The 22360-nt window shown below is 40.2% G+C and carries 22 protein-coding genes; 3 read left to right on the forward strand and 19 right to left on the reverse strand.

The window, feature by feature from the left end:
* The first annotated feature begins 73 nt into the window (after window positions 1-73).
* Complete coding sequence (cls, locus tag AB4128_RS17315; RefSeq protein ID WP_372038428.1) at window positions 74-1525, forward strand: cardiolipin synthase; 1452 nt, start codon at window positions 74-76, stop codon at window positions 1523-1525.
* 103 nt (window positions 1526-1628) lie between these two features.
* On the opposite strand, the gene AB4128_RS17320 is transcribed toward cls, so the two are convergent.
* From AB4128_RS17320 to AB4128_RS17350, 7 genes are all read right to left on the reverse strand, one after another.
* The gene (locus AB4128_RS17320; RefSeq protein ID WP_080915671.1) at window positions 1629-2843 is read right to left on the reverse strand and encodes a pyridoxal phosphate-dependent aminotransferase; all 1215 of its coding nucleotides are present in this window, start codon (window positions 2841-2843) and stop codon (window positions 1629-1631) included.
* Between the two features lie 335 nt (window positions 2844-3178).
* Entirely contained in the window at window positions 3179-3739 is a 561-nt protein-coding gene (efp, locus tag AB4128_RS17325; RefSeq protein WP_055023990.1) for an elongation factor P, read from the reverse strand.
* A 47-nt stretch (window positions 3740-3786) separates the two neighbouring features.
* Window positions 3787-5010 (reverse strand): elongation factor P maturation arginine rhamnosyltransferase EarP, encoded by a 1224-nt coding sequence (gene earP, locus AB4128_RS17330; RefSeq protein WP_372038429.1) that lies wholly within the window; start codon window positions 5008-5010, stop codon window positions 3787-3789.
* Between the two features lie 123 nt (window positions 5011-5133).
* Entirely contained in the window at window positions 5134-5661 is a 528-nt protein-coding gene (gene fldA / locus AB4128_RS17335) for a flavodoxin FldA (RefSeq protein ID WP_065108130.1), read from the reverse strand.
* 49 nt (window positions 5662-5710) lie between these two features.
* Complete coding sequence (gene ybfE / locus AB4128_RS17340) at window positions 5711-5983, reverse strand: LexA regulated protein (RefSeq protein ID WP_055023987.1); 273 nt, start codon at window positions 5981-5983, stop codon at window positions 5711-5713.
* Between the two features lie 8 nt (window positions 5984-5991).
* On the reverse strand, window positions 5992-6213 hold the full coding sequence (locus tag AB4128_RS17345) for a DUF2788 domain-containing protein (RefSeq protein WP_055023986.1): 222 nt from the start codon (window positions 6211-6213) through the stop codon (window positions 5992-5994).
* A 111-nt stretch (window positions 6214-6324) separates the two neighbouring features.
* Entirely contained in the window at window positions 6325-7089 is a 765-nt protein-coding gene (locus AB4128_RS17350) for an alpha/beta fold hydrolase (protein ID WP_055023985.1), read from the reverse strand.
* 340 nt (window positions 7090-7429) lie between these two features.
* On the opposite strand from AB4128_RS17350, the gene seqA reads away from it, so the two are divergent.
* Window positions 7430-8098, forward strand: coding sequence for a replication initiation negative regulator SeqA (seqA, locus tag AB4128_RS17355; RefSeq protein WP_080915675.1), 669 nt, complete (start codon window positions 7430-7432; stop codon window positions 8096-8098).
* A gap of 20 nt (window positions 8099-8118) precedes the next feature.
* Window positions 8119-9759 (forward strand): phosphoglucomutase (alpha-D-glucose-1,6-bisphosphate-dependent), encoded by a 1641-nt coding sequence (gene pgm, locus AB4128_RS17360; RefSeq protein WP_372038432.1) that lies wholly within the window; start codon window positions 8119-8121, stop codon window positions 9757-9759.
* Window positions 9760-9830: 71 nt separating this feature from the next.
* Here pgm and AB4128_RS17365 read toward each other — a convergent pair whose 3' ends face one another.
* The 12 genes from AB4128_RS17365 to hyaA form a co-directional block, all read right to left on the reverse strand.
* Complete coding sequence (locus AB4128_RS17365; protein ID WP_167692912.1) at window positions 9831-9995, reverse strand: hypothetical protein; 165 nt, start codon at window positions 9993-9995, stop codon at window positions 9831-9833.
* A gap of 64 nt (window positions 9996-10059) precedes the next feature.
* Window positions 10060-10407, reverse strand: coding sequence for a hydrogenase maturation nickel metallochaperone HypA (hypA, locus tag AB4128_RS17370; RefSeq protein WP_055023982.1), 348 nt, complete (start codon window positions 10405-10407; stop codon window positions 10060-10062).
* Entirely contained in the window at window positions 10407-11420 is a 1014-nt protein-coding gene (gene hypE / locus AB4128_RS17375; RefSeq protein WP_372038433.1) for a hydrogenase expression/formation protein HypE, read from the reverse strand. Before hypE ends, hypA begins: the two co-directional genes overlap by 1 nt.
* Window positions 11407-12537: a hydrogenase formation protein HypD gene (hypD, locus tag AB4128_RS17380; RefSeq protein WP_372038457.1), complete on the reverse strand. Its 1131-nt coding sequence runs from the start codon at window positions 12535-12537 to the stop codon at window positions 11407-11409. Before hypD ends, hypE begins: the two co-directional genes overlap by 14 nt.
* Before the next feature lie 2 nt (window positions 12538-12539).
* Window positions 12540-12776, reverse strand: a complete 237-nt coding sequence (locus AB4128_RS17385; RefSeq protein WP_055023979.1) for a HypC/HybG/HupF family hydrogenase formation chaperone — start codon at window positions 12774-12776, stop codon at window positions 12540-12542.
* Between the two features lie 4 nt (window positions 12777-12780).
* On the reverse strand, window positions 12781-13494 hold the full coding sequence (hypB, locus tag AB4128_RS17390; protein WP_080915680.1) for a hydrogenase nickel incorporation protein HypB: 714 nt from the start codon (window positions 13492-13494) through the stop codon (window positions 12781-12783).
* A 103-nt stretch (window positions 13495-13597) separates the two neighbouring features.
* Window positions 13598-16138 (reverse strand): carbamoyltransferase HypF, encoded by a 2541-nt coding sequence (gene hypF, locus AB4128_RS17395; protein WP_372038434.1) that lies wholly within the window; start codon window positions 16136-16138, stop codon window positions 13598-13600.
* 10 nt (window positions 16139-16148) lie between these two features.
* Window positions 16149-17999 carry a hypothetical protein gene (locus AB4128_RS17400; RefSeq protein ID WP_372038436.1) on the reverse strand — a complete coding sequence of 617 codons (1851 nt, stop codon included), beginning with the start codon at window positions 17997-17999 and terminating at the stop codon, window positions 16149-16151.
* A 127-nt stretch (window positions 18000-18126) separates the two neighbouring features.
* Entirely contained in the window at window positions 18127-18681 is a 555-nt protein-coding gene (locus AB4128_RS17405) for a HyaD/HybD family hydrogenase maturation endopeptidase (protein ID WP_080915683.1), read from the reverse strand.
* 3 nt (window positions 18682-18684) lie between these two features.
* Window positions 18685-19350, reverse strand: coding sequence for a Ni/Fe-hydrogenase, b-type cytochrome subunit (gene cybH / locus AB4128_RS17410; RefSeq protein WP_055023974.1), 666 nt, complete (start codon window positions 19348-19350; stop codon window positions 18685-18687).
* 38 nt (window positions 19351-19388) lie between these two features.
* Window positions 19389-21092, reverse strand: coding sequence for a nickel-dependent hydrogenase large subunit (gene hyaB, locus AB4128_RS17415; protein WP_372038438.1), 1704 nt, complete (start codon window positions 21090-21092; stop codon window positions 19389-19391).
* Between the two features lie 3 nt (window positions 21093-21095).
* Entirely contained in the window at window positions 21096-22232 is a 1137-nt protein-coding gene (gene hyaA / locus AB4128_RS17420; protein ID WP_372038440.1) for a nickel-dependent hydrogenase small subunit, read from the reverse strand.
* Window positions 22233-22360 lie beyond the last annotated feature (128 nt).

Raw genomic sequence — 22360 nt, forward strand, 5'->3', positions numbered from 1 at the left:
AGAATTGAGTACAATCAAACTTTACTATTAATCATTCTACTATTCTCTAGCACCAAGGATAACATTTTTAAAAATGGATCAGTTAACTCAAATCATTGCGGTCCTTGGTGTCTTTCTATATTGGCTGATATTAGGCGCCGTAGCGACCCGTATTGTCATTAAACGTCGCAGTATTGGCGTATCTTTTTCTTGGTTACTGATCATTTATTTTCTGCCTTTTGTCGGTGTATTTGCCTATATGCTTTTTGGCGAATTGCATCTAGGCAAAGCTCGCTCAAGCCGCTCAAAAGCAATGTATGAACCCTATGGGAAGTGGTTTAGTACGCTATATAGCCATAATTCACACCAACCAGATAAGCAAAGTGATTATGCCGCTTCAATCAGTAAGTTGTGCGACTCACAGCTTAATATTCCTTCACTCACTTCAAATGAATTAGAGTTACAGCACACGCCCGAGCAAATATTACACGCGATAATTAACGATATTAATCACGCTAAAACGACCATCAATATGGAGTTTTATATTTGGCATCCCGGTGGATTAGCGGATGAAGTTGCTAAGGCGTTAATTAGCGCTGCGAATCGAGGTGTAAAAGTTAACTTATTATTAGATGCCGCTGGCAGTAGACAATTCTTTAAGTCTGAATGGCCTAAAGCGATGAAAAAATCTGATATCAACGTAGTTCAAGCGTTAATTGTTAGTCCTATTCGGATGTTTTTTAGAAGGATGGACCTGCGACTTCACCGTAAAATAGTGGTTATAGACAACCATATTGGTTATACAGGTTCGATGAATTTAGTTGACCCTAAATACTTCAAACAGGGAGATGGTGTTGGAGAGTGGATCGATATGATGGTTCGGATTACTGGACCAGTTGTTCCTGTTATCAATACCGTTAGTGCTTGGGACTGGGAAGTTGAAACTAACGAACGTTTATTGCCAGCGTTCCCAGACAAAGCACAATGTACTGATACGTCATCTTTAGTACAGGCCATTCCATCTGGTCCAGGTATGCCTGAAGAAGTCATTCATCAAGTTTTACTGCAAAGTTTGTATCAAGCGCAAAAGAAAATTGTTATCACCACGCCATATTTTGTACCAAGTGAACAATTGTTAGATGCGTTAGTTACTGCCTCACTACGTGGGGTTGAAGTAAACATTATTATTCCTAGGCGCAATGACTCGACAATGGTGAAATGGGCCAGCAGTTCGTTCTTTAGTGAGCTGTTAGCTGCTAATGTCAATATATATCAATTTAATGGTGGTTTATTGCATACCAAATCGGTGTTAATTGATGACGAACATTGTTTGATTGGTACTGTTAATATGGATATGCGCAGTTTATGGCTTAACTTTGAACTGACGCTTGCGGTAGATGACATCAAATTTGCCACAAAGCTAAAGGGATTGTTACAGACTTACATGAATAATTCTGACAGGTTATCGCATGATGAATGGCAGAAGCGTCCAATGTATCGCCGAGTCATTGAACAAGTGTTTTATCTATTTAGCCCCTTACTATAACCATTATTCTGAGTCATAAAAAAGCCACTGTGTAAGCAGTGGCTAGTTTACCTTCAAGCTTTTGATGTTTATCTTGTTCGAGTACAAGCATCGTTAGCTTTATTTATTGAGAATAATCTTCCAAGAAATTACCAAAGTCTGATAATGCTTTATGCAAATCTTCTTTATGAGGTAGAAAGACAACACGAACATGATCGGGTTCTGGCCAATTAAAAGCGGTACCTTGCACTAATAAGATTTTTTGTGACTTCAACAAATCAAGTACTAGGCGTTCATCATCTCGTAGATTGAATTTCTTCATATCGAGCTTAGGGAAAGCGTAGAGCGCTCCTTTAGGCTTTTTAACACTAACACCAGGAATACTGTTTAATACTTCATAACAGACATCACGCTGCGCCGTTAAGCGACCATTGGGTAGGATTAATTCATTAATACTCTGATATCCACCTAATGCGGTTTGAATTGCATGTTGATTGGGCACGTTTGAGCATAAACGCATTGAAGCCAACATGTCTAAACCTTCAATATAGTTTTTGGCCGATTTTAAATTGCCACTGAGTACCATCCAACCGACTCGGAAACCTGCAGCTCGATAAGCCTTAGATAAGCCATTAAACGTAACGGTTAAAATATCATCTGACAAGGACGCTGCATGGGTATGAACGGCTTCGTCATATAAGATTTTGTCATAAATTTCATCGGCGAATAAAATAATGTCATGTTGACGACATAGCTCAATGACTTCTAATAACAACGCTTTGCTGTAAACAGCACCTGTCGGGTTGTTAGGATTAATGATCACAATACCACGAGTTCTAGAAGTGATTTTGCTTTTAATATCATCTAAGTCAGGAAACCAATCAGATTCTTCGTCACAGCGATAATGAACCGCTTTACCGCCTGCAAGGTTTGCAGCAGCTGTCCAGAGCGGATAATCAGGCGATGGAATAAGGACTTCATCATCGGTATTGAGTAATCCTTGTAACGCCATACAAATTAATTCAGATGCGCCATTTCCAATGTAAACGTCTTCAATATCGATCCCATGAATACCATGGGCTTGATAGTGCTGAACAATCGCCTTTCGGGCAGAGAATAACCCTTTTGATTCACAATACCCTTGCGCACTAGGCAGGTTCAAAATGACATCACGAACAATTTCTTCAGGTGCTTCAAATCCAAATGGGGCGGGGTTGCCAATGTTTAACTTTAAAATACGATGGCCTTCGTCTTCTAGTCGACGCGCTTCTTTGTGAACAGGGCCTCGAATATCGTAGCAAACGCTATCGAGTTTATTGGATTTGATAATGGGACGCATACTTGCTTAACCTTACTAAATACGACTTAAGTCAGCGAACAATAACGAATTTAATAGGGATATAAAAGCACTATTTAATTTTTGAGAGTATATTTTTAGCGTTTTATTCTAACGAGCAGGTTGTTAAGTGAGGTTATTGAAGTATTGCTCTGGTAAAGGTGTAGTTTAAAGTGTTTTTGCTTGTTTGTGAGGGGTGGGGAAGGTAAAGACGCTAGTGGAATAAAGTCTTAATAATTTCAATGTACCCAATAAAAAAGCCAGCAATTGCTGGCCTTTGATTCACTTAATTACCACTTAATTATCACTGTATTAACAATGATCAATTATGCTGGCGATTATACGCGTTTTTTGAATTCGTTAGTGCGAGTATCGATTTCGATTTTATCGCCGATTTTAACGAATTCAGCAACAGTAACAGTCCCGCCACCAGTGATAGTTGCAGGCTTCATTACTTTACCAGAAGTATCGCCACGAGCTGCAGGCTCAGTGTAAGTGACTTCACGTACGATAGTGACAGGTAATTCAACTGAAATCGCTTTACCTTCGTAGAAAGTAACAGAGCATTGTTCTTCCATACCATCAACGATATATGCAGCAGCGTCACCTAGGTTGTCAGCTTCTACATCGTATTGGTTATATTCTGCATCCATGAATACATACATAGGATCAGCATAGTAAGAATAAGTACAGTCTAAACGCTCTAAGATGATGTCTTCCATCTTATCTTCACCTTTAAAGGTGGTTTCAGTAGTAGAGTCTAAAAGTACGTTTTTAAGCTTCATTTTAACGATAGCAGCGTTACGGCCAGAGCGAGTTGTTTCAGTTTTTTGAACAACCCATGGGCTGCCATCTAACATGATCACGTTTCCAGGACGGAGTTCATGAGCAGTTTTCATTGCATTATTCCTATATGTTTAGGTAGTAATTTTAATTGTGCAGTATCTTAGCTGGTTTTAACGAATTGAACCAGTCGAGACGCAAGATCTGCACCTGTTTTAGCATCAATTGCCCATTGTTTTGCATGCTGCAATAACGGCAATTGCGCTGAAATTAGTTTTTGCCAATGTTTAACGACATCAGCATCTTGTTGATTGAACGCAAAATTGGTTTTAGACCAATTAGTTGCAATGTCATCATCAAGTTTCTGAATGTAGATATTAACAAAAGCCTGCAATTTTACTAGATGATAATCATCTTCTTGCGGGTATATGTGCCAAATAAATGGTTTTGCAGCCCATTGAGCACGTAAAAACGAGTCTTCCCCTCGTACAATATTGAGGTCACAGCTCCATAATAAACGGTCAAACTGAGTTTGATCTGTCATGGGTAAAACGTGAATAGTTAAATGGTCTACAGTAAATGATTGACCGCTGTTGATAGAGTCGATTGGGATATCTAAAAATGACGCAAGACTTGATAAACTTTTACCTTTGGGTATCAAAGCATGAATAGGAGTAATAACATCACTAGTTTGATCAAATGTACCCTTTGTCCAATGCTTACATAACTGAGTTAATGCAGTGGATTCGTAACTAAATACACTAATTACAGTATCAGATGACTCGATACCTTTAAGATTTAGTTGGCTAAACAAGGCCATTTTATTAGAAACATCTGATTGCCATTGATCCCGTTCATCAAATAATGAAGATTCACATATTAAGCCGCCTGACTCTCGGGTAAAACCTGGGAAATAGAAATGCTTCTTGATGCCACTAGGCTGCATAGATGGAAGGCCATGACAGCCGTTTACCCAATCTTCTGCCGATAAGTATTCAAGGTTAATCCACGTTGGTGGTGCAATAGCATGACCGTTTGATTGCTTATACGCTTGATGTTGAGTTTCAATTGTTTTAATGACCTGTGAGGGAAGTTCACAGGCAAATGCCTCAATTAACAACTCTCCTGGTATAAAAGTAATATCTAGAGGCTGGTTCCATTGATAAATATTCACACCATAAAAGCATTGAATTGAAGCCAACGGGTCAAGCTTGGGTAAAATATGTGAGAAACTTTTGAGATCATCAACCCATAAGTTAATCGTAATGCCATATTCTGCATGTAACTGTTTTGCTAATCGCCAAGTGACACCGATATCACCGTAGTTATCTACAACAGCACAGAAGACGTCCCAGTGAGGAGCATTATAATTAACTTGTTTATTCACGGCGTTGGCTTCACTTTAATTAGCTAGATTATCATGTTGAAATTATGACTTATTCTAATGAGTTTGTTGCGGACTCAAAAAAAGCGGCTTAAGCCGCTTTTTAATAGGAGAATTGAGACGAGATTAGTCTTCCAATTCTGCTAAGCACATTTCTTCGTAAATTTGCTTAACCCATGCATCAACACGTTCTTCAGTTAATTCAGGTTGACGATCTTCGTCAATACCTAAGCCGATGAAATGTTTGTCATCAACTAAGCCTTTAGAAGCTTCAAAGTCATAACCTTCGGTTGGCCAATGACCAATGATGATACCACCACGTGCAGAAACAATATCACCAACCATGCCCATTGCATCCAGGAAGTACTCTGCGTAATCTTCTTGGTCACCACAACCAAAGATAGCAACTAGCTTATCTGTGAAATCAACTTGTTCTAGATCTGGAAAGAAATCATCCCAGTCACATTGTGCTTCACCGTAATACCAAGTCGGGATACCGAATAATAGTAAATCGAATTCAGCGATTTGCTCCTTGGTGCTTTTGGCGATGTCTTTAACATCAACCATTTGCTTACCCAGTTTTTTCTGGATCATTTTGGCTACAGCCTCGGTGTTACCCGTGTCACTACCGAAAAAAAGACCTACAGTTGCCATTGTCTATCCTTTAAATATCTAGTTCGTCTTGCGAATTGTAAAAAACGGTTCAGTTGTCGATTTGTTGTTGCAGGATTAATTCGATTAACTGGCTACGGCTGATGTTACTGGCCAATGCTTGTTCGTTCAAGGCGTCATACAAAACTTGTGACACCTTTAACTCTATTCGTTTTAATCCGTTAGCGCGATCACGTTGGATCTGATTACGCTTATTGATTTTTAGCTGTTGTTCCCGACTTAAGGGATTGCTTCTTGGACGTCCACGACGTTTTTCAGAAGCAAACAGGTCAATCGTTGTTCTGTCTGTTGATTCTTTTGCCATCGTTTTGTTTAACCGACGCCTGAGCCTTCCCAGGTCATCTGAATAATACCTTTTGCTACAAACCCGGCACAGCCAAGGAATAATACTAACCAAACGATATAACGACCAAACTTAGGTACTTTACCTTGTTTGAGCACATCGTGAATCGCCATGCCTATAAAGAAAAAGATTAAAGCAAAAAACAAGTTTAGACCTAAGGTCTCAATTTGATCCATGTATTGATTCAACATGTTTTTACCATTCGTTTTGCTTTAAGGCTAAAAAGAGGGCAGGAATATATCACATTGATGATACGTGGGCTATATCTGCTTAGTTCAATTGATTAAAATTTACGTAAAGACTTATACCGAATGCTTGTCAATAAACTCAACAACTAAACGATTAAAAATCTCTGGCTTTTGTGCATGTAACCAATGGCCAGTACCGTTTATCGTTTTAGCACTCACCTTTGGAAACTGTTGCATAATAGCGTCTGTATGTTCTGCTGTAACGTATTCAGATTCTCCACCTCTAATGAAAAAACAAGGTTTATTGAAGCTGTTGTTAGGCATATCCCAGCCAATGATTTGCGGGTAATTTTCAATGAGACCAGCAAGATTCATTTTCCATTCAAAACCCGTATCTGTGCGTTGTAGATTCTTAAGTAAAAACTGCGCAGTGCCGACATCAATGTCAGCAGCTAAAAGATGTTCTAAAGCCGTTTTACGGGTGGTTTTGCTATCAAGAGGTAAGCTTGTTAATCCAGCAAACACTTTTTGATGCCTTGGTGAGTAACTCACAGGCGCAATATCAGCGACCACCAAACTGGTTACTTTTTCTGGATGAAGTAGCGCCAATGCCATTGCGACTTTGCCGCCCATCGAGTGACCAACAAAGTGGGCTTCTGGTATTGCTAATGTAGACAATAGGTTCACACATTCTTGTGCTAATTGAGGGTAATCCATTTGTTGCCAGTGCTGACTTTGTCCATGGTTTGGCAAGTCAACACGAATAACTTGATAATGAGGCTCTAATGCATTCGCTAGATTCTTTAGGTTGTCTAAATTACCGAATAAGCCGTGGATTAATACCACTGCTGGTCCTTGTCCTGTCGAAACGTAATGCATTCACTTTTCTCTACATGATGATTAATGAGGCGTGATTTTGCCTTTAAACCTAGCTGGATTTCAAGTGAGTTATCAGATTAAAAAAATCTAAAATGTTCATTAATCAATCCACCAGCAAGATTAACTGATGAAATCGACTCATTTTTAAGAGATTAAGTGACATTAGCTCTTTATCGTTTTGCCACACATGGGTAGACTGTGAACATGATTAAGATCGATCAAAATCGATCCTTTAGCCGCCCTTAACTTGTTTATAACTATCATAATGATTAAGAGTATGACGTTTTACAAGGCAATGCATTTGGCGGCATTCGTTTAAGCCAAAAGGAATAAGACTAATATGAAATATATTGAGGTAGATGAAGAGCTCTATCGTTATATTGCTAGCAAAACAGAACGTATTGGCGAAAGTGCATCTGATATTTTACGTCGTTTGTTAGAGTTATCTGTAGAAGCTGTTGAGCACGCAGAGCCACTTGATATTAGTCACCCAAGTCTAGAAGCTTCTGCAAATACCCAATCTGTTGCCGTTTCATCTGAAGCTACTTCAATAGAAAATGATCAGTCAGCCGTTGAAGCAGAAATAGAAACCAGCTCTGCAGAAGTTAGCACCGTCAGTAACACGGCTGCACTTTCAGGTAACGAGGCAAATATTGCAACGCCAAACACACCTGTTGATTTTAGTAACTTGGTTCATGAACATATGCTAGCTCAGCAAAAAGGGGCAGTAGGTCGCTTTATGTTCTTACTTGAATCACTATCAGTTTTAACACCTTCAACATTTGACCAAATCCTTAAAATTCAAGGTCGCGGTCGTTTGTATTTTGCACGTTCAAAAGCTGAATTATTATCAGCAAGTCAATCTGCTAATCCAAAGGAAATTGGTGACAGCGGTTATTGGGTAACAACCAACAATAATACGGCGAAAAAGCGTACGATTTTATCGGAAGTATTATTGCAATTAGGTTGTAATGAATCTCAGGCAAAATCGATAGCAGATAACATTTAATTACGATAGGGAGATTACGGGTGGCGATTCATCAAAGAGCAGGGACTGTGGCTCAACAGTCAGATTTAATCAATTTACCTAAATTAATGAGCCATTATTATCGCATCATCCCGAATGTTGACGATGTTCAGCAAAAGGTGACTTTTGGGACTTCTGGCCATCGTGGTAGCGCATTAAAAGCGAGCTTTAACCAGAACCATATTTGGGCAATCACCCAAGCTGTCGTTGATTACCGTCAACAAGCCGGCATCAAGGGCCCAATGATTGTTGGCTTTGATACTCATGCATTATCTTATGCAGCGTACATGTCAGTACTTGAAGTCCTAACAGCAAATCAAGTCAAAGTCTGCGTTCAAAAGGATGATGGATTTACCCCGACTCCTGTGGTTTCTCAAGCTATCGTTGCAGCTAATCGAAACAGTACCGATTTAACTGATGGCTTAATTATTACTCCTTCTCATAATCCTCCACAAGATGGCGGGATTAAATATAATCCACCACATGGCGGGCCTGCTGAAGCTGAGATTACTAAACAAATTGAAGCTAAAGCCAATGAATATCTTGCCAAACAACTCTCTGGTGTTAACAAGGTTAATTATGGTGTTGCAGTAGATTCAGGTTGGATTGATCACGTTGATTTTATCGCTCCATATGTCAATGCCATAAGCAGTGTTATTGACCTTGAAGCTATTGCAAAAGCTAACATTCGTATTGGTGTCGATCCATTAGGCGGATCTGGTATTTATTACTGGTCCCAGATTGCACAAGCACATGGGTTAGATATTACCGTCATTAATAACAAAGTTGATCCGTCATTTAGCTTCATGCCATTAGATAAAGATGGCAAAATTCGTATGGATTGTTCTTCTCCTTACGCTATGGCTGGTTTATTAGCACACAGTGAAAACTTTGATGTTTGTGTCGGTAATGATCCTGATTACGACAGACATGGCATTGTTTGTCCCGGTTTTGGCTTAATGAATCCAAATCATTATTTAGCAGTAGCAATCGATTATTTACTTACTTACCGAAAAGATTGGTCTGCTGACTTAGCTATCGGCAAAACGTTGGTTTCGAGTGCAATTATCGACCGTATCTGCCAATCCCATGAGCGTCAATGTCTAGAGGTACCTGTCGGATTTAAATGGTTTGTTGATGGATTGGCTCAAAGTACGATTGCGTTTGGTGGTGAAGAAAGTGCAGGTGCAGCCTTTTTAAATAAAGATGGTAGCACTTGGTGTACAGATAAAGATGGCTTTATTTTAGCTTTGCTTGCTGCTGAAATCATCGCGGTAACTGGCAAAACGCCAGCACAGCGATACGCTGAGTTGACCGACAAATTCGGTGAAAGCTTTTATACCCGAATCGACAGTCCAATTAGCTTAAAGAAAAAAGCTAAGTTTGAGCAATTATCATCAGATAGTTTTACCGATAAAACCCTAGCAGGCGAAGACATTACCGCTATATTGTCTCACGCTCCAGGTAATAACGCTGCGATTGGCGGTATTAAGGTGACAACCGAAAATGGCTGGTTTGCTGCACGTCCTTCAGGTACTGAAGCACTTTTCAAAATATATGCAGAAAGCTTTGTAAGCGAAACCCATCTGCAAGACATAATCAGTCAAGCTCAGGTGATGATTGATACTGCCTTAAAAGCATAGCTATTTATTAATTAATAAATAATGACTTCAAAGCCCTCAGTAGAGGGCTTTTTGTTTTGAGGTTGTCATTGCTACTTAGATTTCTTGTAGAAAATAAAAGCAACGATAGCGACTAATACTATCGCTGGCACTACTTCATACATGTGATGGAAAAGGCCAACACCGCCATGACCTTCATGTGCCATAGCCAGTGACGGTGTGATAGCCATGAGTACCGCTGCGATTTTAGTTTTCATAGTCGTGTCCTTTATCATTAAGTTGGTTATGTTAAACAATCAATTTTGAACAGTGTTAATTCTTTCAAATCGAATTCATTTCAAGTTGCATGAGCATCATATCTTCGCCATCAATGACTTGTGTCTCATAGCTTAAACAGTGTGGGCAAACGATATTTCGTTGAGTTAATTCAGTTTGTTGATTACATTGCCGACACTTGATAACTAATGCCTGTTGTTGCAGATTTAATTCAGCATCATTACAAATAGTGCCCAGCTTAAAGGTATCGAAAGCCGTTTGAAGTAACTGTGGTTCAACGCCACTCAATACACCGACTTTTATATCGACCCTTATGATGTCAGTTGCATTATTATCTTTAGCGAGCTGAGTAATTTGTTCCATTAGAGACATCACAATCGAGTATTCGTGCATTAGCAAATCCTTGGTAGTAATTCACCCTGAGGGATATCTAAATATCGGCTACTACCCCAAGGTGTATTGAGCACGACTTTACCTGGATTCTTGTCTGTTACATTGCCAATAATGGCTGCTTGATCGCAATGGCAATACTGAGCCATGACTTCTAGTGCTTTATCTGCTGCACTGCGTGGCAGGGCAATAATAAACGTGCCTTCATTGGCTAAATCAAAGGGTTCAAATCCATACAGCTCACACAGCCCTTGTACTTCCGAAGAGACAGGAATGGCGGTTTCATTGATATTGATACCAACATTAGATGCTTGCGCCCATTCATTAAGCACAGCTGAAAGGCCACCTCGAGTAGCATCACGCATCGCATGAATGTCTACATTTGATGCAATAAGTTGCTCAACTATCGGCCACAATGTCGCGCAGTCGCTTGTGAGTGTCGATTCCAACGTTAAACTGTCTCTTGCCATTAGAATTGCAGCGCCATGTCTTCCTATATCTCGAGAAACGATTATCACATCGTCGTGTTGTAAGTTTTTCACGGAAATATCAGGTTTAACAATTTGGCCAATGCCTGAGGTATTGATAAAAATACCATCAGCACACCCTTTAGGCACAACTTTAGTGTCACCGCACACGATATGCGCACCGCAGTGCTGCATCTCGTCAGCCATACTCGTCACTATTGTTTGCAGATCTGTTATTGCAAAGCCTTCTTCAATGATAAAGCTGCAACTTAAGTATTCTGGTATGGCACCCATCATGGCTAAGTCGTTAACAGTACCTGCAATAGCGAGTTTGCCAATATTTCCACCCGCAAAAAATAACGGGTCTACAGTGAAAGAATCTGTTGTAAAAGCTGTCGTACCACACAGCTGCAGTTGTGCGGCATCTTCTTCAGCGGCCAAAATTGGATTGGCAAAGGCTTTAAAAAACATGTCATGGATCAATACATTCATTTCTTTACCGCCACCGCCGTGACTTAGTTGGATCCGATCGTTTTTACGTATTGGCATGTCCGACTCCTGCGTAGCGATAATAAGCGTTACACGCTCCTTCTGAGCTGACCATACAGCTACCTAATGGGTTGTCTGGCGTGCAGCCTTTACCAAACACTTTACAATCTGGCGGATTAGATAACCCCCGCAGTATGTCACCGCACTGGCAAGCTTTATGATCATCAATTTCTTCACTGGGTAATTGAGATTGAAAAATGACTTCAGCATCTCGGTGAGCATATTCATGTTTTAAAGTCAGCGCTGAATTGGGTATAGGACCTAGGCCACGCCAACGAAAAGACGTTTTAGTTGTCAGATATTGATTGATGAGTGCTTGTGCTGCGACATTGCCATCTTCAGTTACTGCGCGGCTATATTGAATTTGTAATTCTGATTTTTGCTGGGCCTTTTGTTTAACAATATTAAGAATTGACTCCATAACATCGACAGGTTCGAAGCCTGAAACCACGACAGGGGTTTGATATTGGTCTACAGCTGGACGATATATTTTAGCTCCGCTTATAACACTCACATGCGCGGGTCCAATAAAGGCATTTACTTGGGTTCTTTTATCAGCCATAACAGCATCAATGGCTGGTGGAACAAGTACATGGTTTATATGAAATAATAAATTATTGATTTGCTGCTTTTCAGCTTGATCAATCAGTACCGCAGTCATAGGTGTAGAGGTTTCAAAGCCAATTGCAAAAAATATCACCTGTTTATCAGGGTGCTGTTTTGCAATATTTAAAGCATCCATTGGATCATATAAAGGCCTAATATCTGCACCTTGTGAGCGAATTTTGGCTAAACTGCCTTTTGAACCGGGCACTCTGATCATGTCGCCTAATGTGAGTAAAATGACATTAGGCTGCATTGCTAACGTGGCGGCATGGTCAATGCGTTCTTTTGGCATGATACACACAGGGCAGCCAGGCCCATGAATAAATTTGATATTAGATGGTAGTAGTTGATTTAAACCGTATTTCATAATGGTGTGTGTATGCCCACCACACACTTCCATTATGTTAATATCTTGATTAACCGTCTTAGCATAAGATTTAATAGCATTAGCAAGTGCTCTAATGGTTTTCGGATCGCGAAATTCTTTATACAAGTTGGATAATTCCATTATGCTTATTCCTCTTGCTCAAGTTTTTCAACGATTTCTCTGTATAACGCTAAGCTCAGTTTTGCATCTTCCTCATCAATTTTATTCATTACAAATCCGATGTGTATCAACACAAAATCACCGATTAATAGAGGCTCAGACATTAGATGAGAACTAACACGACGTTTTACACCTAAGGTATCGACAGTTACTGTGGAGTCAGCATGCACTTGCGTTACTTGAGAAGGCACAGACAAGCACATAATGTTATTCCTCTAATTGCTTATTAAGCCAATTTGCTACGGCAGTGATAGATTGTGGGTCCTTAATAGATATTGGCATGAGGGTGACATCTGGATTGAGCTTTTGAAGTTGTTTACGACACTCTAGTAATGAAAAATCAAAGTGTTCTGCTAAATCCATTTTGGTGATTAATACCAGATCAGCACGTCTAAACATGACAGGGTATTTTTCAATTTTATCGTCACCTTCGGGTACTGACAGTAAAACGATATTTCGATGGGTACCAACATCATAGCTTGCAGGGCAGACCAGATTACCAACGTTTTCAATAAAACAGATATCAATAGGCGCAAGATCGATATGATGTAATGCTTGATGAACCATAAATGCGTCTAAGTGACAAGCTGAACCCGTTTGTACTTGGTATGCTTCTATGCCTTTAGCAATAAGACGATCCGCATCGCGTGAGGTTTCTAAATCGCCTTCAATGACAGCATACTTTTTAGCTAAATATTCGTGTAAGTGTTCGAGTAATGTTGTTTTGCCACTACCAGGGCTACTCATTAAATTAAAAGCACGAACCTGATTAGCTTCAAAATGCTCACGATTATGCTGAGCTTCATGATCATTTTTGTCGAGTATTTTATGAATAACCGACAAGGTTTTCGTGTCATTCAGCTGTGGGTTACTATGAAGATGATTATGATCTGTCAGTGAGCATCCGCAATCTTGGCACATATATTTACTCCTTTAAAACGCCCTGAATCTAGTACAAACCAGTATCAATAAGCGTTGGTAATACTTCTTTGATTCATATCAGCTATTTATCTCTTATCATGAGTTAATGCTGAGTTTGTGATCTATTAAGTTGCTGATACGCGTACCAAACTTGCCCAACTGAAATTCCCGAATCATTAATGGGTACTTTGTGACAAGGTAAAATACGTGTGTTTTTCATCGCATTTATTTCTGAGCGGTTGGCATAGGTTTTAAGGTTACTAACAAGGCTATTGTCATGGGTAGTGAGCTTAATTCTTACGAGTTCATTCAAAAGTTTATTTTGAAAAACGCCGCCGCAGAGTACGACTTTAAGATGTGAAGACTGATTGGCTATGTCATACACCATGTCAGCGATACTATTGATAAATGCTAAGCAAAGGTGCGCTTGCTTATTATCTGACGAGGTTTCAGGTAATGCCTTAACTAGCTGCTGTATTAATAAAGCAGTGTTAAATACGGCCGGACTTTTATTTAGTACCTGATCTTTACTTGTATTTGCTTCCATACTCAAATGGGGAACAGGACAAGCGTCAGGCAGTGTCTGGTCTAAGCGCTGTAGTGTAAGCAGATCTAAAGCATTAACTTGATTTTGAGGGTATTGCAGCGATTTAATGGCTTCATTTGCATAAGTTTCAATTAACATGCCTGATTGAGCTTCAAAATCATTTTGTACAATTAAATCAAGTGCTACAGCGACGGCATCAAACAGTCGCCCCATAGAGCGACTATAGATACATGCCGTATCATTACGCCACATGGTATGTAAATTGGTAATCGTGCTTTTGTCCATTTGTTGTATTGCATTAATGGGTAATGACATGACTTGTTCAATTGTCATACTCTCAAATAACAAAGCCAGTAAAATTCTTACTGGTTGTTTGATAGCTTGTTCACCGCCAATTAATTTAAACGAGTTAAGATGTGCTTTAAGTTCAAAACCGTCAGCATCAGCAACCATACACTCGCTGCCCCAGAGCTGTTCATTATCTCCCAAACCTGTGCCGTCAAAACTAAATGCAATTACGTTATGCTGATAATTGTTAGCCGCTAAAACACTTAATACATGTGCATAGTGGTGCTGAACTTTAGCTAGGGGGAGTTGATGTAAATCAGCTTGTTTTGCAGCCCACTGGCTTGAAGAATAAGTCGGGTGTTTATCAGTAATAATCTGTTCAGGGTTAAATTGATAAAGCCGGTTGAATGTCGATAAGGTTTTAATGAAATGCTGATCAGTTTCTAAATTAAATAAATCACCAATATAAGGGCTAACAAATGCGTTTTCATTAAAAGCGTAGCATTGGGTATTTTTTTGCTGTGCACCCACTCCTAGTAGGGCATGTTTTAAAGAGTGAGGTAATGGAATACTCAACGGTGCGTAACCCCGAGCAAGCCTTATCACTTGTAACTCATCATTTATGACCTGCACGACACTGTCATCACACGCATTGACGATATCTCGGTTATGGTCGAGTATTCCATCAATTACATCGCCTAGTTGACTCATGATGTTTTGTGAGTCCGTGATGATTGGCATAGAAGACTTATTGGCACTGGTTGCAACAATAGGTTTTTTAAATAAATCTAACAGTAAGTAATGTAATGGTGTGTAGGGTAAAAATACCCCTAAAGTATCAATACCCGGTGCAATGTCGTCGCATATTGTAGATGCAATATCATCACGTTTTTTTAATAATGTTATGGGCTTTTCAGCTGAATTAAGGATTTGCCACTCCTTTAATGAACCCGAAACTATTTGCTTAGCTTGGTTAATATCAACAGCCATAACTGCAAAAGGTTTAGTTTTACGCTGTTTACGAAGGCGTAGAGTGTTCACTGCTTTGGCGTTTGTTGCATCACATATTAAATGAAATCCCCCTAAGCCTTTTATTGCGATAATTTTACCTTGGTTAAGATCGTTAACCACTGCTTGCAATACATGTTGACTGTTGTGAGGTTTGGCATTGGCATTGGCATTGGCATTTGATGTGATTGTTTTATCCGAGTTGATTTGAGAGTAGCGTATTTGCGGACCGCAATTAGGACAACTCACAGGTTGAGCATGGTAACGTCGATTTAATGGGTCATGATAGGCATGTGCGCAATCATCACACATTTCAAACGTTGCCATTGAGGTATTAACGCGATCATATGGCAATTGTTTAACGATACTATAGCGTGGCCCACAATTGGTGCAGTTGGTAAAAGGATACAAATAATGTCTGTTATTAGGATCGCGCATTTCCAGTAAACAATCTCCACAAGTGCTTTTGTCTGCGGATATTGAAACGACTGCGACGTCTTCACTGTGACTGGTTTTTATTTCAAATTGTGTTAAATCGCGATCAATCGCTTCTTCTTTGATCATCAATTTATCAATTCTAGCTAGAGGAGGCGGGTTCACCTTTAATTGATGCACAACACGGTTAATATCGGTGTTTAACCCTTGTAAATGAATACAAACTCCTTGCTGATTATTCAATACTGAACCGACGAGATTCAATTCAGTCGCTAACCGGTAAACAAAGGGTCTAAATCCAACCCCTTGAACAATTCCATTGATGTTAAGTCTGACTTGTTGACGGTAACCTTGGTGTATGGTCATAAAAGACTCCTTAGTAACGTCGACGTTTAGCTAGGAATAAACCACCCACTGCGAGGTTTGCACCGTCTAAATCAAGTAGTCGATTGACGACAATTGGATAATTTTTCCCTAAGCGCAAACACAGCCTATCTGCTAACACTGAGTACCTGAAATCACTTCCGGCTAAGACAACAGCATCAAGACCCATTTCCTGGTCAAGATGATCCATCCAGTTACTTAAATAGTCAGCTAAAGAGTCAAAAAAACCAAAGGCCACTATTGCAGGGTTGGCATCAGCAAGCATAAAACTCATTACTGATGAAAGCGTTTGCTGCCAGTTAATCGAACGTTTTTGTGTATCAGAAGTGTTTTCTCCGTTATATGCACATAACGGGAAGTCGATACGTGGGGCATTGTTTCCATTGTATAATTGGGCTAATTGATGAAATTTAGCGGCTAACTGGGCGATGTGCTTGCAAGTTAGCGGTTGAGTCTCAGCAACAGTCGTTAAGTTACACGGCGTAATTGCCCGTATGTCCGCTTCAGATAATACAAACAAGGCCACTACAGCGATAAATCGCTCTAAGCTATTGCTAGTATTGTGTGAGCTAAAAGAAACAGATTTAATGACTTGGCATCGTTGACTAGATTTTTGTTGAAACTTATCGCTAATTTGATGCTTGTTTTTATCTAGTTCAGTGAGAATGCTTGCGCCTGATTTAGCAATATCGGGCATCATTAAAAAGCAATCATGCTTTGCTGATGTATCTTGAGTGATCACACAACTAGGGTGTTGGTTTGATAAGTAGATACAGGCTGCACTCGTTGCTTTTTGTTTGTTTATATGACGTTTATTAGCTTTATACAGAGATGCTGAGAAAGAATTCGCCAGTATCCCTGCATGTAATGCACAACTCGCGGCCTCATACCCTGAAAATACCTTTGCTATCGGAGTAACAGTATCTGGATTTTTTACATGTGAACTGGTTGTTATACCGATAGGTAATAGCGTTGATTTACAAGTAATCTTCTCTTTTAGATATGTAGCCTGATATTGATGATAAGTATGAATATCATGTCTTGGCATAGGAGCTGGGATGTTAACCTCTGCAGCATTAGTTTTGTTTGCGACCCAGGCAAGGTTTACCCAGCTTAATGCGAGGTCATCTTGTTGTTTATCAATATAAAGCCAATCAATACCTTGTAGTCGCAAGTGTGTTGATAGTTGCAATAGTAGCCGTGAATCTGCAAAACACACTTGATAATGGGTTTCACTTAATCTCGATTCAGACTCTGAAGGCTGCTTGTTAGCAAGTAATGTTATTGATGGTTTTTCAAGGCTTGATAAAGCATGGACTTGATGTGGGGCAATATGGAAATAACGACTGATACGCTCAGGGTTTGTCACTAAGATCTGTGGACAAATTTGTTGACGCCATGCTTTTTTGTCAAGCTGCTGGGCTGCTAAAGGAAGTAAAGATAACCTGATGCCATTGGCTTGATCTATACTGCTTGCTTTCAGATCAGAAGTTAGCTCAACCGTGTCGCCCTTAATCAGTTTTGTCGTAAGTTGAGCAATATCATGATGACTATAGCCTATCTCATAAGGTTTAAGATTATTTTCACCATGGCATTGTTGGCAAACGAATGAGATATCAGCTGGAATTGTATGGTCTGCTATGGGCTTACTGCAAGCATGACAAAAATATTGATTGAGCTTTGAATGTTGGATTTGCTCCTGTGAGCCGATTCTTTCTGTAATACGAATAACTTCGGCTCGTTCAAGCCAAACTGAATATAAAAAACGCTCGGCTATCTCGTCTGCAATTACGGTTAGCTGATTTTCTTCAGCTTCAACTTCAATACAATATTGGTGCAACACATCAAATTTTTGCTCCCGATGCAGCTGGTGGATTGTAGTGAAAAAATACCGATTATCATTGATGTACTGATTACACAACTTTGCGTACAGCGCGATTGGTTGAAGGCAAAAAAAGTTAAACCTGATTTTAGGCATACATGTTTGCTCCACGCTTATAAGAATCAGGGATTAATGAATTGATGTCGACCTCTGCAATGCACTTTGAACTAAAGCCCTGAAGACTAAGATGCTTAAGTAAGGCTTGTTCCATCACTGGCACAGCGGCCTGTATTTGAGGGGTTAAACCTAATGTCATTGGTTCAATCACAGTTGGTGTTACACCAATAACATGGGTATTTGGACGGTCGCCCACCATTTCCATCATGATTAAGGTTTGCAGCATTTCAACTTCATGAGCACTACCTTGCCAATCAATTTCTGGTGGAGCTTGATCAAAGTTAAACGAGTAAACTTCGCCTGGTTGAACCCCAGGACTGTTGACGGTATCGACGACAATCAAATTATCGTAACGGCATAATATTGGAATTAACCCTTGGGCTAGGGTACCGCCATCTAATAAATCGAGTGTGATATTAGGATGATAAAATTGATATTTCTCTTGGATATAATTAACGAAATGTACGCCGATACCTTCATCGGCGTACAATACGTTTCCTATTCCTATAAGTAAGGTAGAGGTCAAGGCTTAATGATCCTTATGGTAGTCATAACCTGACACGATAGAGTCCACAGCGTTATGTTTGAAGCGAATACCAGACCACACGGCCATATAGACATGAATGACCACAAAGACGATAAATACCCAAGTCAGAATGTGATGCCATATTCTGACTTGTGCTAAACCCCCCATTATCGCAGTGAACCATGCAGACACATCCCACAGTAAGCCACCTAAACCTTCATGATAAACGTTGGCGTAAAGTACCAAGCCAGTAATGCACATGAATAACGCTACCAATGAAATGGCAACATAAGTGACAAACTGAAGTGGCCCGTAAACACCCGCTTTATCAAGGTGTCCCATCCAAATGTAGGATTTAATTTGAACAATCCAGCTTTTAACACTGAGTACATCTTTCATAGAACGTCTTTCGATACTGCTTTTTCCAAAAAAGAACAAATAAAAACGAATAAGCGTGACACTAGTTAATACAAAGCCAAAAACAATGTGAGCAAACCTGATCCAGCCTTGTACCAATACATCAGATGACTCTGGTGCCACTAAAAAAGGCCAAGAAATGTAAAAGCCTGTCACAACTAACACAACAATGGCTAATGCTCTAAGCCAATGAAATATCCTTATTGCTGGTGAAAATATGAGTTCTCTGTGATGCGTAGCAACCTGAGTCATAATTCAATCCTCTTCGACAGTCGTCTCGTTATAGTCCATTAGAGTCCATTAGGGTCGATACGAAACTCGCCTAAACTGGTACCTTTAAAGTCCATCACATGTACAGCACATGCCATGCAAGGATCAAACGAGTGGATGATACGAATCACTTCTAAAGGTTTACTAGGATCTTCAAGTTCAAGCCCAATTAAAGACGCTTCATAGGGGCCTACTTTACCGTTTACATCTACGGGGCCAGCATTCCAAGTCGTTGGTACAATCGCCTGATAGTTTTCAATTTTTCCGCCTTTAATGCGGATCCAATGACTTAGCATTCCTCTAGGGGCTTCAATCATTGCGTGACCAACATAATCCTTAGAAGAATCTATTTCTGGTGTAACAAAGGTGCTTTCGTCTGATTGCATATTGACTAGCATCGCATCAAAGGTTTTTAATCCTTCTTCTGCAACAATTACGGTTTGAAGCATGCGAGCTGCTGTGCGTCCTAATGTGGTAAATAAAGCTTCAATGGGTAATCCAGTTGCTTCAAGTAAACCATTAACTGAATTAACAACGACCTTATTACCACGGGCATAACTCACAAGTAATGATGCGAGCGGTCCAACCTCAACGGGTTCACCTTTGTATCGTGGTGATTTAACCCAAGAGTATTTACCATCACCATCGACCGTAGGTAATTTGCCGTAAACCGTGTCTCGTTCAACAAAACCGGTATAGTTAGGGACAGTAGTGCCTTCGTATGGATGTTGCGCATTATCTGCTTCATACCAAGCATGCGTCACATCTTCTTTAATTGAATCAGGATCGATATCAGTTACGCCTGCTAAATCACCATTCATAATGACGCCTTGGTCAAACATGTATTGACCATCAGCTAATACAAAATCATTGGTGGCCATAAAGTTTTTGACATTAACGCCGCCTAACACACTTGGTTCTGAACCAAATGCTGCCGCTGCCATGACGATATCGGCTTTATAAGCACGTAATATAAAATCCTGTACGATTGCGTGTTTTTGTTTCCATTCTTGTAAGCGAGCAGGGCTTAACATATCTCGAACCGCTGTCACTCCACCAACTACTAATGATTGCGGGTGAGGGGATTTACCCCCGAATATCGCCAGCATTTCAGCTGCTACTCGTTGTACTTCTAATGCTTTGAGATAGTGAGATAGGGCTATTAGATTTTGTTCTGGCGTAAATTTATAGGTTTTATTTCCCCAGTAAGCATTGGCAAACGGACCTAGTTTACCGGTATCAACTAAGCCTTTAACACGCTCTTGAGCGGCACGTAAGTCACCTTCACCAGCTGCAATGGGATTTGCCGTATATTTTAATGCCTCTTGTGCAGCGAGCGCGGGATCAGCTGATAATGCTGAAACCACATCAACCCAATCCAAACCGTGTAAATGATAGAAGTGAACAATGTGATCATGCATATAGAGCGAGGTTTGCATTAATGAGCGTAAATACTTTGCATTCAGTGGTATTTTAACGCCAAGCGCATTTTCAACAGCCTCGGTTCCGCAACGGTAATGAGAATAGGTACACACACCACAGATCCGTTGCACAATCAGGCCAACATCCATTGGAGTTCTGCCTTTTAAAATGACTTCTATGCCACGCCATAAAGTTGAAGAAGACCATGCTTTTTGAATGACATTATTTTCATCAACTTCGACTTCAACACGAAGGTGACCTTCAATACGAGTAATAGGATCGATTACGACACGTTTGTTCATGAGTTATTCCTCTAAAGGCTTGGCAAAAAGGCTAGCGACGGCATGTGCACCGATTCCTACAACGGTTGCGCCTAAAATAACTGCGCCGATAGTGTCTGCTGTTGCATCAACTCCGTGAAGTAATTGCCTCCCGAGTGGTTTTTCAAAATCAGCCATATCATCCCAGAAGTTCGGTTCTGAGCAGCCAATACAGCCGTGCCCTGCAAGCACAGGCCAACTGGTGTGGTGGTTAAATCGTTCAGTTGGGCAATTGTTGTAGGTGTATGGGCCTTTACAGCCGACTTTATACAAGCAGTAGCCATCTTTTGCACCTTGGTCACCAAAGGTTTCAACAAACTCACCGGCATCAAAGCGACCACGTCTTTCACAATTGTCGTGAACGCGTGCGCCATATGCCCACTTAGGACGGTTAAACATATCTAAAGCGGGAAGTTTGCCAAACATAATGAAATACATCAGAGTGCCGACGATGTTTTTTTCACTTGGTGGGCAGCCTCCTAAGTTAATAACAGGTTTGTTAATGACATCTTGTACCCCTTTAGCACCAGTTGGATTTGGCGCTGCTGCTTGAACACCACCAAAGGCAGCACAAGTGCCAACTGAAATAATTGCAGCAGCACCTTCAGCTGCTTCTTTAACGATATGAAGCCCTGTATGTCCTTTACAGCCAACGGTTAAATAGGCGCCATTATTTGCGGTCGGAATAGCCCCTTCAACTGCGAGTAAATAGTTACCTTTATAAGCTTCCAGTGCATGTTCTAAATTTTCTTCAGCTTGCCAGCCTGATGCAGCCATAAGGGTTTCATGATATTCAAGGGAGATATGATCAAATATTAAACTGTCTAAGTTAGGTGTATCAGTTCGTATAAGTGATTCTGAACAACCAGTGCACTCAGCCATATGTAGCCATATAAGTGGCACACGATCGGCCATTTCTGCAGCTTCAGAAACTAAACTAGTAAAAGGCAAGGGCAGTGCTAATAAAGCCGTTACTGACGCACTCCAAGTCATAAATTCACGACGAGTGATGCCATTTTCCTTTAATTTTTCTTCTAGGGTAACGGTTTGGCGAGGTGCAATTTCACGAAGTTGTGCCAATCGTGTCTTGCAGCGGTTATAGAGAGCTGAGTGTGTATCCATGAATCAACCTTATTCCGTGGTGAAGGATCAAACTATATGGACACAATATAAAGAGGCTTTAACTGAGGCATATTGATATAAATCAACTTTAAAACACTTGATTGATTTAATTAGCGAACAATGAGGTT

It is taken from the genome of Shewanella sp. 10N.286.52.A9 (assembly GCF_041468985.1).
GTDB lineage: Bacteria > Pseudomonadota > Gammaproteobacteria > Enterobacterales > Shewanellaceae > Shewanella > Shewanella japonica.

What these genes read in the sequence shown, in the direction of transcription:
- cybH (WP_055023974.1), bottom strand. Translation starts at nt 19,350, where the DNA reads ATGACTCAGGTTGCTACGCATCACAGAGAACTCATATTTTCACCAGCA.
- hypB (WP_080915680.1), bottom strand. Translation starts at nt 13,494, where the DNA reads ATGTGCCAAGATTGCGGATGCTCACTGACAGATCATAATCATCTTCAT.
- AB4128_RS17385 (WP_055023979.1), bottom strand. Translation starts at nt 12,776, where the DNA reads ATGTGCTTGTCTGTGCCTTCTCAAGTAACGCAAGTGCATGCTGACTCC.
- AB4128_RS17350 (WP_055023985.1), bottom strand. Translation starts at nt 7,089, where the DNA reads ATGCATTACGTTTCGACAGGACAAGGACCAGCAGTGGTATTAATCCAC.
- hyaB (WP_372038438.1), bottom strand. Translation starts at nt 21,092, where the DNA reads ATGAACAAACGTGTCGTAATCGATCCTATTACTCGTATTGAAGGTCAC.
- hyaA (WP_372038440.1), bottom strand. Translation starts at nt 22,232, where the DNA reads ATGGATACACACTCAGCTCTCTATAACCGCTGCAAGACACGATTGGCA.
- hypF (WP_372038434.1), bottom strand. Translation starts at nt 16,138, where the DNA reads ATGACCATACACCAAGGTTACCGTCAACAAGTCAGACTTAACATCAAT.
- seqA (WP_080915675.1), top strand. Translation starts at nt 7,430, where the DNA reads ATGAAATATATTGAGGTAGATGAAGAGCTCTATCGTTATATTGCTAGC.
- ybfE (WP_055023987.1), bottom strand. Translation starts at nt 5,983, where the DNA reads ATGGCAAAAGAATCAACAGACAGAACAACGATTGACCTGTTTGCTTCT.
- AB4128_RS17365 (WP_167692912.1), bottom strand. Translation starts at nt 9,995, where the DNA reads ATGAAAACTAAAATCGCAGCGGTACTCATGGCTATCACACCGTCACTG.
- cls (WP_372038428.1), top strand. Translation starts at nt 74, where the DNA reads ATGGATCAGTTAACTCAAATCATTGCGGTCCTTGGTGTCTTTCTATAT.
- AB4128_RS17345 (WP_055023986.1), bottom strand. Translation starts at nt 6,213, where the DNA reads ATGTTGAATCAATACATGGATCAAATTGAGACCTTAGGTCTAAACTTG.
- AB4128_RS17320 (WP_080915671.1), bottom strand. Translation starts at nt 2,843, where the DNA reads ATGCGTCCCATTATCAAATCCAATAAACTCGATAGCGTTTGCTACGAT.
- hypE (WP_372038433.1), bottom strand. Translation starts at nt 11,420, where the DNA reads ATGCCAATACGTAAAAACGATCGGATCCAACTAAGTCACGGCGGTGGC.
- hypA (WP_055023982.1), bottom strand. Translation starts at nt 10,407, where the DNA reads ATGCACGAATACTCGATTGTGATGTCTCTAATGGAACAAATTACTCAG.
- efp (WP_055023990.1), bottom strand. Translation starts at nt 3,739, where the DNA reads ATGAAAACTGCTCATGAACTCCGTCCTGGAAACGTGATCATGTTAGAT.
- fldA (WP_065108130.1), bottom strand. Translation starts at nt 5,661, where the DNA reads ATGGCAACTGTAGGTCTTTTTTTCGGTAGTGACACGGGTAACACCGAG.